This window comes from Pseudomonas sp. PS1(2021) (assembly GCF_020405165.1).
Lineage (GTDB): Bacteria > Pseudomonadota > Gammaproteobacteria > Pseudomonadales > Pseudomonadaceae > Pseudomonas > Pseudomonas aeruginosa.
The window spans coordinates 2,321,683-2,334,128 of the sequence record NZ_CP084484.1; the positions used below are offsets into that span (position 1 = coordinate 2,321,683).

The 12,446-nt window shown below is 68.9% G+C and carries 11 protein-coding genes; 4 read left to right on the plus strand and 7 right to left on the minus strand.

What is annotated here, in order from left to right; all coding sequences use genetic code 11:
* Window positions 1–2,958: a TonB-dependent receptor gene (locus LE197_RS10920; protein ID WP_003114871.1), complete on the minus strand. Its 2,958-nt coding sequence runs from the start codon at window positions 2,956–2,958 to the stop codon at window positions 1–3.
* A 262-nt stretch (window positions 2,959–3,220) separates the two neighbouring features.
* On the minus strand, window positions 3,221–4,123 hold the full coding sequence (locus LE197_RS10925) for a LysR family transcriptional regulator (RefSeq protein WP_003107805.1): 903 nt from the start codon (window positions 4,121–4,123) through the stop codon (window positions 3,221–3,223).
* 140 nt (window positions 4,124–4,263) lie between these two features.
* Between LE197_RS10925 and LE197_RS10930 the strand changes: the two genes are divergently transcribed.
* Window positions 4,264–5,649, plus strand: coding sequence for an MFS transporter (locus LE197_RS10930; RefSeq protein ID WP_042173162.1), 1,386 nt, complete (start codon window positions 4,264–4,266; stop codon window positions 5,647–5,649).
* Window positions 5,650–5,655: 6 nt separating this feature from the next.
* Here the strand turns inward: LE197_RS10930 and cynR are convergent, their stop codons facing one another.
* Window positions 5,656–6,543, minus strand: a complete 888-nt coding sequence (gene cynR / locus LE197_RS10935) for a transcriptional regulator CynR (RefSeq protein ID WP_003114874.1) — start codon at window positions 6,541–6,543, stop codon at window positions 5,656–5,658.
* A 114-nt stretch (window positions 6,544–6,657) separates the two neighbouring features.
* Here cynR and cynT point away from each other — a divergent pair, with 114 nt between their 5' ends.
* Together cynT and cynS are read left to right on the plus strand one after the other, a co-directional pair.
* Window positions 6,658–7,320, plus strand: coding sequence for a carbonic anhydrase CynT (gene cynT / locus LE197_RS10940; RefSeq protein ID WP_003107081.1), 663 nt, complete (start codon window positions 6,658–6,660; stop codon window positions 7,318–7,320).
* Between the two features lie 39 nt (window positions 7,321–7,359).
* On the plus strand, window positions 7,360–7,830 hold the full coding sequence (gene cynS / locus LE197_RS10945; protein WP_003088707.1) for a cyanase: 471 nt from the start codon (window positions 7,360–7,362) through the stop codon (window positions 7,828–7,830).
* 37 nt (window positions 7,831–7,867) lie between these two features.
* On the opposite strand, the gene LE197_RS10950 is transcribed toward cynS, so the two are convergent.
* Both LE197_RS10950 and LE197_RS10955 read right to left on the minus strand, forming a co-directional pair.
* A complete protein-coding gene (locus tag LE197_RS10950; RefSeq protein WP_003107078.1) occupies window positions 7,868–8,821 on the minus strand; it encodes a FecR family protein in 954 nt (317 codons plus the stop codon).
* On the minus strand, window positions 8,818–9,324 hold the full coding sequence (locus LE197_RS10955; RefSeq protein WP_003088700.1) for a sigma-70 family RNA polymerase sigma factor: 507 nt from the start codon (window positions 9,322–9,324) through the stop codon (window positions 8,818–8,820). Before LE197_RS10955 ends, LE197_RS10950 begins: the two co-directional genes overlap by 4 nt.
* Before the next feature lie 327 nt (window positions 9,325–9,651).
* Here LE197_RS10955 and LE197_RS10960 point away from each other — a divergent pair, with 327 nt between their 5' ends.
* Window positions 9,652–11,646 carry an alkaline phosphatase D family protein gene (locus LE197_RS10960; protein WP_003118538.1) on the plus strand — a complete coding sequence of 665 codons (1,995 nt, stop codon included), beginning with the start codon at window positions 9,652–9,654 and terminating at the stop codon, window positions 11,644–11,646.
* 57 nt (window positions 11,647–11,703) lie between these two features.
* Here the strand turns inward: LE197_RS10960 and LE197_RS10965 are convergent, their stop codons facing one another.
* Together LE197_RS10965 and LE197_RS10970 are read right to left on the minus strand one after the other, a co-directional pair.
* A complete protein-coding gene (locus tag LE197_RS10965; protein ID WP_003118540.1) occupies window positions 11,704–12,000 on the minus strand; it encodes an antibiotic biosynthesis monooxygenase family protein in 297 nt (98 codons plus the stop codon).
* A 126-nt stretch (window positions 12,001–12,126) separates the two neighbouring features.
* Window positions 12,127–12,306, minus strand: a complete 180-nt coding sequence (locus tag LE197_RS10970; RefSeq protein WP_010792373.1) for a hypothetical protein — start codon at window positions 12,304–12,306, stop codon at window positions 12,127–12,129.
* Between the last annotated feature and the right edge of the window lie 140 nt (window positions 12,307–12,446).

The following is a 12,446-nucleotide window of genomic DNA, read 5'->3' on the forward strand; positions in this document are numbered from 1 at the left end:
TCAACCACCGAAGTGATAGCTGAAGTCCAGCCACCATTGGCGGCCCATGGCGTCGTAGTTGCCGGTGGGATAGTACGGCCAGCCATCGGAGTCGTCCTCCTTGATCTGGTCGAGCAGGTTGTTCACCGTCAGGCCGACGCTGGCGCGTTCGTTGAGCCGGTAGCGGGCGCTGGCGTTGAACACCGTCCACGGGCTCAGGCGCCCGCTGCCAGCGGCGTTGGTAACGCTGCCGTAGCGCACCGCGAAGAGCGTCGAGGTGAACTGTGCGTAGTCCCAGGTCAGGCTGGCGTTGAGTTTGCTGCGCCAGTCGTGGGAGTCGAGGCTGTCGCGCTGGTTCTCGCTGGGGTAGTCGTCGGACTGCTTGTAGTCGTGGGACAACACCAGGGTGTAGCCGAGGGTCGAGGAGAAGGCGCCGTAGTCGCCGGCGCCCCAGCGGATGTTGCTGCGCAGGTCGATGCCGCTGGTGCGCTCCTTGGCCGCGTTGATGGCATTGACGTAGACCTTGTTCAGGCGATTCGGGTCGACGCTGGCGTCGCCGGCGTTGCGCTCGACCCGCGCCAGGGTGTCGCGGCACTGCGCCGAGTCCGGATCGAGCCCGCCGCTACGGCAGGCCGCCTCGTCGCGCAGCAGTTTGTCCGGATCGAGGGTGGTCAGCAGGTCATCGATCTGGATGTGGTAGTAGTCGGCGGAAAAGTCGAACCTGCTCGACGGCGACCAGACGAAGCCGTAGCTCCAGTAGCGCCCGCGCTCGGACTTCAGGTCGGGCGTGCCGCTCTGCACGTAGTCGACCCGGCCGTTCTTGCAGGCGCCGTCGACGCCTTTCTCGCAACCGTAGTAGTCCTTCTGCGCCGGGTAGTAGCCGTTGGCGTCGGCCTGGTAGATGTAGTTCAGGTCCGGCGCGCGGAAGCTGGTGCCGTAGCTGCCGCGTAGCAGCAGGCTGGTCAGCGGGCGCCACTCCAGCCCCAGGTTGTAGGTGGTCTGCTCCTCGGTGCGACCGCTGAACCTGTACTGGTCCCAGCGGCCGGCGGCGGACGCCAGCAGCGTGTCGTGCAGCGGGATGCTGAATTCGCCGCCGGCGGCGTAACGGTCGCGCGAGCCGCCGGAGCTGCTGGCCTTGGAGACGTTGTAGAGAGAGCCGTCGTTGTATTGCGAGTCGGGACGGATCCTGTAGCCCTGCTTGCCCACCTCCAGCACGCCGGCGAAGGCCACCGGGCCGGCCGGCAGGTCGAACAGCTCGCCGTTGCCGGTGAAGCTGTAGGTCTGCGAGTAGGACTCGCTGTGCTGGGTCACGTTGCGCCGCAGGCTGCGCCACTCTTCCTCGCTCAGCGGACGTCCGAGGCGCGCCGGATCGGGATCGTAGACCGGGTAGCCGTCGCGTTCGCCGAGCTTGCGGCCCAGGTACAGGTCGAGGATCCCGGCCGCCGGGGTGTAGCGGGTAGTGCGGTCGCTGCGGTACTCGGAGCGGGTCGCGGCCAGTTCGTATTCCCAGGAAGTATTGGCGACGCGGTCGCTGTAGCCGAGGGTGCCGGTCCAGGACACCTCGCGCCACTTGCTGTTGTTGCTGCTCTTGCCGCCGATCTCCTCGGGCGAGAACAGCCGGTACCAGCGCTCCAGGTCGCCGCTGGAGGCATTGATGAAGTCCGGCGAGGTGAAGGACGGCCCGCGGGTATTGTTCTGCAGGTGGTCGAAGCCGAACAGCAGGTCGGCGAACAGCTTGCCGCTGTCGCTCAGGTGCCAGGTGCCGCCGGCGTAGCCGTCGTAGTTTTCCTTCTTGGTCTGTAGGGTCCAGTAGTTGTTGTAGTACTGGTCGGTCATGCAGCGATAGCCACCCCTGGCGCCCGGCACCGGCGCCACGTTGCCGCCGAACAGGCCGCCGAGGCCGGCGCAGGAGGCGTCGCCGAGGTAGCGTCCGCTCTGCGGGTTCAGCCGGTAGCCGACGTTGTTGCCGTCCGGGTAGCTGTCCATGAAACCGCGCTGGTTGGCCCAGACCGGCTGGCGCTGCTCGACCTGCAGGCCGAACAGGCCTTCGAAGTCGCCCGTCGCGCCGCCGCCGACCAGTTGCAGGCGCTGGTTGTCGCCGCCGCCGCGCTCGGTGGTGCCGGCGCGCAGGTTGACGTCGACGCCATCGAATTTCTTCTTCAGGACGATATTGACCACCCCGGCGATGGCATCCGAGCCGTAGATGGCCGAGGCGCCGCCGCTGAGGATCTCGATGCGGTCGATCATGACCGCCGGGATGTTCGCCAGGTTGGTGAAGTTCACCGAGCCGCCATAGGCGGTCGGGTAGTCGGCGACGCGCCGGCCGTTGATCAGCACCAGCGTGTGGTTGGGGCCGAGATCGCGCAGGTTGAGGGCGTTGGCCGCCGGTTGCCAGGTGTTGCCGTAGTCCTCGCCCTGGGTCATGCCGGTGTTCTGGGTCTGCGTCTGCAAGGCCTCGAAGACGTTGCGGTAGCCACGGTTCTGGATTTCCTCGCTGCTGATCACCGTGACCGGCGACGGCCCTTCCTGCTGGGCGCGGGGAATCCGCGAGCCGGTCACCACCACCCGCTCCAGGGTCTGCTCCGCTTTCGCCGCCAGCGGCTGCACCTTCGCCGCCGGTACGGCCGCGCGCAGCGGCGCGGCGGAAATCACCGCGCCGCGCTCGGAACGGCGGAACTGCAGGCCGCTACCGCGCAGGGCCTGTTCCAGGGCCTGGTCGACACTCAGCGGACCGCGCACCGCCGGCGCCTGCCGGCCGCGCACCAGCGACTGCTCGAAGGAGATCAGCAAGCCGCTCTGCCGCGAGATGCCTAGCAGCACCTGGTCCAGCGGGCCGGCGGCGACGTCGAAGGTGAGCGCCTTGGCGGCGGGCGCGGGCGTCTCCGCACGTGCCTCCGGCGGCGCGGCGTAGGCCGCCGCGAGCAGCGCGGCCAGGGCCAGGCTGGAAGGCAGGCGTGTGGATGGAGCATGGTGCGGCATCGTTCGGTTCCCCCCGAAAACATGGTTTCCAGGGGATGAGCGATGAGCGCGGGAGATTTGCAGGGCAGGCTTGGAACGCTTTGTTCTGAGCTTATAAGCGCGGGCGAATAGGCATAGCGGCGGATAACGCCTCCGGCGTTATTCGCCCTACCCGACAATCTTCCCCAAGCTCGGCTACCGGCCTTGCCCCGTGTAGGGCGAATAGCCGCTTGCGGCTATCCGCCGGTCCGAACACGGCGTTATCCGCCCTGCCGCCCTCGGGTCAGTACGTCAGCGCCCCGCACCAGTGCGCGCTCTTCAGTTCCTCGTAGAGCGCGCCGATCTTCAGCGAGCACTGCCGCGACGGCGGGTAGATCAGCGACACCGGGCACAGCGGCGGTTCGAAGGGCTGGAGGATGCGTACCAGTCGACGCCGGCGGATCGCCTCCTCGGCCATGAAGCCCATCACCTGGACGATGCCCTGGCCGACCAGCGCCGCGTCGACCAGCGCGTCGGCCACGTCCAGCACCAGGTCGCCGCGCACCGCCAGGCTCAGCGGCTGGCCGTCGCGCTGGAACTGCCATTCCAGCAGCTTGCCGGTGTGCAGGTCGCGCACCGTCGGGCAGTTGTGCCCGGCGAGTTGCTCCAGGCGCTCCGGCGTGCCGTGACTGCGCAGGTATTCCGGCGACGCCACCGTGACCCAGCGCAACGCCGCCAATGGCCGGGCGATCAGGCGCACGTCGCCGACCCGACCGAGACGCACGGCGGCGTCGAAGCCTTCCTCGGTGAGGTCGACCAGGCGATCGGTCATCGCCGCCTCGATCTGCAATTGCGGGTAGCGCCGCGTCAGTTCGCGCAGCACCGGCATGATCACGATCCGCCCGAGCGCCTGCGGGGTGGTGATCTTCAGCGGACCGCTCGGCGCGCACTGGCGGTCCACCAGCAACTTCTCGACTTCCTCCAGTTCCGCCAGCAAGGGTGCGCAGCGCTCGTAGAACAGCTGGCCGTCCGGGGTCAGGCTGACGCTGCGGGTGGTGCGGTGCAGCAGACGCACGCCGAGTTCGGCTTCCAGCCGGCCGATGGCGCGCGACAGGCCGGACTGGGTCAGACCGAGAGAAACGGCGGCCTGGGTGAAGCTACGGGTCTCGGCCACGCGGGCGAGCAACTTGACGGCATTCAGGTCCATGGCGATCTCATCGATGATTATTTTCATCAGTGAAAGGACGGAGAGGCTATTTATCACGATTCCAGCATGAGAAACACTGGCCGCGCCCAACCCAGACCAGGAGTCCCGCCGTGACGGACCGTGCCGCCCCTTCCAACTGGATGCTCGCCCTGCTCGCCTGCGCGCAACTGATCATCGCCCTCGACGCCACCATCGTGTTCGTCGCTCTGCCGGAAATCAGCCGGGCGCTGGATTTTTCGGCGCAACGCCTGCAATGGGTGGTGAGCGCCTATACGGTGGCCTTCGGCGGCTTCCTCCTGCTCGGCGGGCGCGCCACCGACCTGCTCGGCCGGCGCCGCATGTACGTCCTCGGGCAAAGCCTGTACGCCCTCGCCTCCCTCGCGGGCGGCCTGGCCCAGAGCGAGTTGCCGTTGATCCTCGCCCGCGCCGTGCAGGGCCTGGGTGGCGCGCTGCTGTTCCCGGCGACCCTGGCGCTGATCGGCAATCACTTCGCCGAGGGCCCGGCGCGCAATCGTGCCCTGGCGATCTGGAGCATCGCCTCGGCGTTCGGCCTGGCGCTCGGCTCGGCGCTCGGCGGCGCGCTCACCGAGCTGTTCGGCTGGGCCTCGATCTTCCTGGTCAACGTGCCGCTGGCCGGCGCCGCGGCGCTGCTCGCCCTGCGCCTGATCCCGGCCGACACCCGGCGCCAGCGCGGTCGGCGCTTCGACCTGGCCGGCGCGCTGACGGTCACCGCCGGCGCCACCCTGCTGGTCTTCGCCCTGGTCCAGGGCCCCGAGTCGGGCTGGGATGCGCCCTCGGTACGTTTCGGACTTTACCTTTCCGTCCCGCTGCTACTGGCGTTCCTCGCCATCGAACACTACAGCCGCGACCCGCTGATGCCGCTGCGCCTGCTGGGCAACCGCAACCTGCAGGTGGCGATGCTGCTGACCGCGATCTTCATGAGCAGCTACGGCGTGCAGTACTACTTCCTGGCCATCTACTTCCAGTCGGTGTACGGCTACAGCGTGTTGCAGACCGGCCTGGCGTTCCTCCCGGCGACTCTGCTCTGCACCCTCGGTATCCGCGTCGCCGAGCGCCTGCTGGCCCGCCACGGGGCACGCGCGACGCTGGTCGCCGGCCTGCTGCTGGGCGCACTCGGGCTCGGCCTGCTGGCAGCGTGCCTGCCGCTGGGGCGCGGCTTCCTGGCGCTGCTGCCAGCCATCGTGATCCTCAGCATCGGCCAGGGCATGACCTGGACCGCCATGTGGGTGAGCGCCGCCAGCGGCGTCGATCCCGCCGAACAGGGCGTCGCCTCGGGGATGGCCTCGATGACCCAGCAGATCGGCGGCGCGCTCGGCCTGGCCCTGCTGGTGGCGCTGGCCAACGCCCAGGTGCGCGGCGCCGATGCCGCCAGCCTGCTGGCCAGCCAGGCGCGCGGCATCGAATGGGTGACCGCGCTCAGCGCCCTGCTCGCCCTGTTCGGCGCCGCCCTGGCCTTGCGGCTGCGCCGTGAGGAACCCGCGGCGTTGCAGCCGAGTCGCGGCTGATCCCGCTCAGGCGTCGCCCAGCTCGGCGCCGAGTTCCAGCGCCAGGGCCTGGAAGGCCAGGCGCGCGGCACCGGGGTGGCTGCCCTGGCGCCAGAACAGCGCTACCTGGCGGGTCGGCAACGCCGGCCGCAGCGCCACGCAGCGCAACCCGGCCTGCTGGCGCGCCACCGCCTCCGGCAGGATGCTGGCCAGTCTTCCGCGGCGAACCACGTCGACGATGGCGCTGATCGAGTTCGCCTCCAGCGCCACCCGCGCCGTCACCCCTTGCTGGCGCAGGTAAGCGTCGATGTGCCGGCGCGTGGCGAAGTCGTCGCGCAACAACGCCAACGGCAACTCCGCCAGCGCTGCGGCGGCCAGCGGCGCGTCCGCCGCCGGGTGTTCCGCCCCCAGCACCAGGCCCAGGCGCTCCAGGTAGAGCGGCTGGCTGTCGATCTCCACCGAACCCGGCTCGCTGAAGGCCACGCCAAGGTCCAGGCGATCGTCGATCAGCGCCGCCTCCAGGGCGTCCTGGGGCAACTCCTCGAGGCTCAACTCGATGCCCGGATAGCGCTGATTGAACGGATCCACCAGGGCGCCCACCAGATAGCAGGTGAAGGTCGGCGTCATGCCCAGGCGCAGGCGGCCGCGACTGAGGTCGCGCACCTCGTGGATCGCCCGTTGCGCCGCTTCCAGCTCGCGCAAGGCACGCCGCGCATGAAGCAGGTACAGCTCGCCGGCATCGGTGGGACGCACGCTCCTGCCGGAGCGGTCGAGCAATTGCACGCGCAGTTGCTCTTCCAGTTGCCGCACCTGCTGCGACAGGGTCGGCTGCGAAACGTGCAGCGCCTCGGCGGCGCGGGTGAAGTTGCGATGCTCGGCGACAGCGAGCAGGTAGCGCAGGTGGCGAAGCAGCATGGAAACATCCAACTATAGACCAGACCAATGACTGGAATAATAAACCGGTCTTGGACCCTATGGCTCAATCCGCGCATCCTGGCCCCACCATTCGACGGCCAGGAGCCCAGCGCCATGCGTGACATCATCGACGGCTTTCTCCGCTTCCAGCGCGACGCCTACCCGGCGCGCTCGCAACTGTTCAAGTCCCTGGCCACCCGGCAAGCCCCCAAGGCACTGTTCATCGCCTGCTCGGACAGCCGGGTGGTCCCCGAACTGCTGACCCAGCGCGAGCCCGGCGAACTCTTCGTGATCCGTAATGCCGGCAACATCGTCCCCGGCTACGGGCCGCAGCCCGGCGGGGTCAGCGCCTCGGTGGAATACGCGGTGGCGGTGCTCGGGGTCGGCGACATCGTGGTCTGCGGCCACTCGGACTGCGGCGCGATGGGCGCCATCGCGTCCTGCGCCTGTCTCGACCAGCTGCCGGCGGTGGCCGGCTGGTTGCACCACGCCGAGGCCGCACGGGCGATGAACAGCGCCCACGAACACGCCTCCGAGGCGGCGCGGCTGGACGCCCTGGTGCGGCACAACGTGATCGCCCAACTGGCCAACCTGCGCACCCACCCCTGCGTCGCCCGCGCCCTGGAGCAGGGTCGGCTGAACCTGCACGGCTGGGTCTACGACATCGAAAGCGGCCGCATCGACGCCCTCGACGGCGCCAGCCGGCGTTTCGTCTCCCTCGCCGAGCATCCCGAAGTGCGCGCGGTAGGCGGCGAACCCGGGCAGGCGGTCGCCTGAATCCCTTTCCTCACAACCACCCGCAAGGAGAGTCATCTCATGCAACACAGCCAAGTGTCCCCCAACGCGCGCCAGCAACTGGCCGAGACCGTGGTCCTGAACAAGGCCCGCCTGGGCCTGTCCTGGCAGGACCTGGCCGACGGCACCGGTCTCGCCCTGACCTTCGTCACCGCCGCCCTGCTCGGCCAGCATGCCCTGCCAGAGGCGGCGGCGCGCAAGGTCGCCGCCCAACTCGGCCTGGACGACGACGCGGTGCTCCTGCTGCAAAGCATCCCGCTGCGCGGCAGCATTCCCGGCGGCATTCCCAGCGACCCGACCATCTATCGCTTCTACGAGATGCTGCAAGTCTACGGCAGCACCCTGAAGGCGCTGGTCCACGAACAGTTCGGCGACGGCATCATCAGCGCGATCAACTTCAAGCTGGACATCAAGAAGGTCGAGGACCCGGAAGGCGGCTCGCGGGCGGTGATCACCCTCGACGGCAAGTACCTGCCGACCAAGCCGTTCTGAAGCGTCGCGCCGCCCGGCTCGCCGCCGGGCGCGCGCCTCAGCGGCTGGCGATGCTGACCCAGTAGGGCCCGTGGTAGTCGAGCCGGATCGGTAGGCTCTGCTCCAGCAATGCCAGCGCCGCGCCGCTGTCGTCCAGCGGGTAGATGCCACTGACGCGCAGCGCCGCCGCGTCGTCGGCGACGCTGATGATGCCGCGGCGATAGGCGCGCAACGCTTCCAGCACCTCCCCCAGCGGGCGGTCGCGGACCTCCAGCCGGCCATCCAGCCAGGCGCTCTCGCCGCCTTCGGCAGGACCTCGGGCGAGAATCGCCGAGGCGTCGAAACGGGCGCTCTGGCCGCGCTCCAACAGGCATTGCCGTCCGTCGGCAGTGGTGATCCGCACCCGCGACTCGAGCACCACCACTCGCGAGCTGGCGCCGTCATCGCTGACCTGGAAGCGGGTTCCCTGCGCCTCGACCTGGCCACGCCCGGTGTCGACGACGAAAGGCCGCGCCGGATCCCGTGCCACGTCAACCAGCAGGCGGCCCTCGCGTAAGCGCAGGCGACGCCGGTAGCCATCGAATTCGGGGCGTACCCGGCTGCGCGCGTCCAGCACCAGTTGGCTGCCATCCTCCAGGCGGAAGCTCTGGCGTTGTCCGGTGCCGGTGTACAGGTCGCCGGGCCAGGGGAAGCCGACGATGCCGATCCGCCCAAGCGCCAGCGTCGCCACGCCGAACGCCGCCAGGGCGAGGCTGCGCTGGAGAAACCGGCGACGGGCGGACGGCGCCTCGAGGGCTCCGATCAATTGCTCGGCGCGCAAGCCGTGCAGGGGCTCGTCGCGAAACGACTGCAAGCCCAGGCTGAGCCGGTCGAACACCGCACCGTGCTCGGCATCGGCCTGGCGCCACTGCTGGAACGCCAGGCGCTCCTCGGCGCCGGCATGGCCGGATTGCAGCAGCGCCATCCACTGCGCCGCTTCGTCGAGGATGCGTTCTCGCCTTCCCTGGCTCATTCGGCAAGCACCTGGTAGCACTGCTTGAAGCCCTCGACCATGTACTGGTGGATGCGGCTGACGGAAACCTCCAGCAAGCCGGCGATCTCCACGTAGGTCAGTCCGCCGATCTGGCTATGGATGAAGGCGGCGCGGGCCTTCGGCGACAGCCCGGCGAGCATGCGCTCCAGGCGCAGCAGGGTTTCCACCACCTGGGCCTGCTCCTCGGCGGACGGCGCGAGGGCCTCCGGAAGCCCGGCCAGGCTTTCCAGGTAGGCGCGTTCCAGGTCCTGGCGCCGCCAGCCGTCGTACATCAGCCGGCGGGCGATGGTGGTGAGCAGCGCGCGCGGCTCGCGGATGCTTGCCGGGTCCGGCAGGGCAAGGACCTTGAGGAAGGTTTCCGAGGCGATGTCCTCGGCGCTGTGGGGGCAGCCGAGGTAGCGCCGCAGGCGCCCGCTCAGCCAGGAATAGTCGTTCTGGAACATCAGGCCGACGAGGCGATTGCGTGTCTGATCCATGCCCATTCCGCACTCTCGTGCTACGGGCCTGCGCCACCGGGCGTCGGGGTGGCAGGCGAAACCTTGATCGGCGGGAGGCGGCGCCGACGTCGGATTGCACGTGTCCCTCCCGCAAACAGCGATGGCAGGCCGCCGGGCCTGCGCGGAAGGCAATATGCCGCAGAAGCCCGAACGCAAAAAAGAATATTAATTAAGGTGTACTTAACTTTTTGGCATTAGAAGATCGCCATCCCGCGACGACTGTCGTCATTCCTTACGAAATGGCAACGCCGCGATCCGCCGAAAGCGGCATACTCGTCAGCTTGTTTCGCCGCGTCGACAACGCCCGTACCAATGTCCGCCTCGCTCCCCAACGACACCCCGCCTGACGAAGCCCTGCCCCTGGTCCTGGCCGGTCCCCTGCTGCGCCGCGCAGAGCCCGGACGCCTGGTGTTCTGGCTGGCCACGTCATGCCCGACGACCATCGAACTGATCCTCGCCAGCGAAGGCGAGGCGGAGCGTCGGGTCCGCCTCGCGGAAGGAACCCACTCGGCCATCCGCATCGGCACCCATGCCTGGCTGCACCTGCTGGATGTCGCGCTCGACCCGCCGTTGCCCTGCGCCCGCCTGGTCGACTACGACCTGCGCCTCGCCGCCGACGGCCGGGAGCCTGCGGGAATCGCCGAATGGGCGCCGCATCTGCTCTACCCCGGTCGCCAGCGCGCCAGCCTGGTGCTCAAGCCACGTCTCGACCAGTTGCTCCACGGCTCCTGCCGCAAGCCGCATCACCCAGCGGCCGATGGCCTGCTGCAGGTCGACCGGCTGCTGGAGGAAAACCTGCTGCAGGCCGAAAGCCGCCCGGCGTTGCTGATGATGAGCGGCGACCAGGTCTACGCCGACGACGTCGCCGGGCCGATGCTGGTGGCCATCCATGGGTTGATCCACCGCCTCGGCCTGTACGGCGAACACCTGGAAGGCGCACTGGTGAACGACAGCGAGGCACTCTACGCGCACCCGGCCACCTACTACCGGCGCGAGGACCTGCTGCCCGCCTTCGAGTCCAACGAAGCCCTGCGCGAGCGCTTCTTCGGCGGGGTGAAGAAGCCGATCTTCACCTCGGCCAACGCCCACAACCATCTGGTCGGCCTGGCCGAGGTGCTGGCGATGTACCTGCTGGTCTGGTCGCCGGCGCCCTGGCGCCTGGTCAGGCTGGAACCGCCGCCGGGGCTGGATGCGCGGCACGCGCAGCGCTTCGCCGGCGAGCGCCGGCACATCGAAGCCTTCCGCGATGGCCTGCCCCGCGTGGCGCGGGCGCTGGCGCATATCTCGTCGCTGATGATCTTCGACGACCACGACATCACCGACGACTGGAACCTTTCAGCACGCTGGGAGCTGACCGCCTACGGCCATCCGTTCTCCCGGCGGATCATCGGCAACGCCCTGCTCGCCTACCTGCTCTGCCAGGGCTGGGGCAACGACCCGCAGCATTGCGGCGAATGGCTGGCGCCGGTCGCGGCCCTGATGGAGGGTGCCGCGGCAGACGGCCGGCTGCCCTGCGCCGAGCAGGACCGCCTGCTCGATGCCCTGCTCGACTTCCAGCACTGGCACTACCGGTTGCCTGGCAGCCCGACCCTGATCGTCCTCGACACGCGCACCCGCCGCTGGCGTAGCGAGCGCAACCTGGGCCGGCCCTCCGGGCTGATGGACTGGGAGGCACTGAGTGAATTCCAGCAGGACCTGCTCGGCGAAAAGGCGGCGATCATCGTGTCGCCGGCGCCGATGTTCGGGGTCAAGCTGATCGAGGGCGTACAGAAGCTTTTCAGTTGGATCGGCCAGCCGCTGCTGGTCGATGCGGAAAACTGGATGGCCCATCGCGGCGCGGCCTCGGTGATGATGAACATCTTCCGCCACTCGCGTACGCCGGGTAACTACCTGATCCTTTCCGGCGACGTGCATTACTCCTTCGTCTACGACATCCGGATTCGCCATCGCGAGCGCGGGCCCCGGCTCTGGCAGATCACCAGCAGCGGGATCAAGAACGAATTCCCGCGACGCCTGCTGGACTGGTTCGACCGCCTCAATCGCTGGCTCTATGCGCCCTGGTCGCCGCTGAACTGGCTGACCCAGCGGCGCAGTCTGGAAATCCGCCCGCGCGTTCCGCAGCACAGCCAGGCCGGCGAGCGCCTGTGGAACAGCGCCGGGATCGGCCAGGTATTCATTGGCGAGGACGGCCGTCCGCGCGCGGTGTTGCAGGTCAATGCCGATGGCTCGCCGGCGACCGCCTTCGAGCGACATCGCGACGTCGAAGACGAACGAGCGGACCAGTCGCCGGTCACGCCGGGTCGCTGAGAGGCCAGAACAAGGGGGACGGGCGGACGCCGCGCCGCATCATCCGCCCGCCCGATTTCAGAAAGGCCGCTCCTGCACGTCCAGGGTCGCCGCCAGCGCTTGCCAGAGCACCTCGGCGAAGACCCGCTGGGCGTCGCCGGCCAGGTACGCCTGCATGGCCGCGTCATCGCTCCACTCGCTGTGCAACAACCACAGGTCGGAGTCCCCGTCCGCCTGGCGCAGTTCGTAGCGCAGGCAACCGGGCGCGGCCTGGCCCGCCTGCGCCAGCTCTTGCAGGCGCAGGCCGAGGCGGTGCGACTGGCCGCTGCGGGCGCGAATGCTGACCAGGTGACTGGCCCGATTGAACGCTGGCATGCTCTCTGCCTCCTCGACATGGATTCGCCGCTGCGCAAGCGGCACCAGAAGTGGAAGGGCCGGCGGCGCCAAGACGCCGGCCGGCCGCTGTGGGGTGTAAGGGTGACGCATGTGCCCTGCCTCCGATTACCAGTTGCCGGGATGGGTCCGCCGCGCCAGCGTGCCGCCCGCGGCAGGGCCGGAAGGCGAACGGGAAGGCGCCTCGGGGACCAGCGCGCCGTCGCGCACCGGCCGCGAACGGAAGGCACCCGGCGCGCGCTCCGGCGACATGCCGCCCGATGACAGTCTGGCCTGTTGATTTGACATAGGTGTGTCCCCCTGCATGTGTTTCCCATCGGCATGACGGAGATTCCGCCATGCCAGCCAGATTAGGGGGATGGCGCGGGGAATCGGTAGACGGATACTGTCGGGTTCTTGCCTGAAACTGCCGCGTTCCGGTTTTTTCT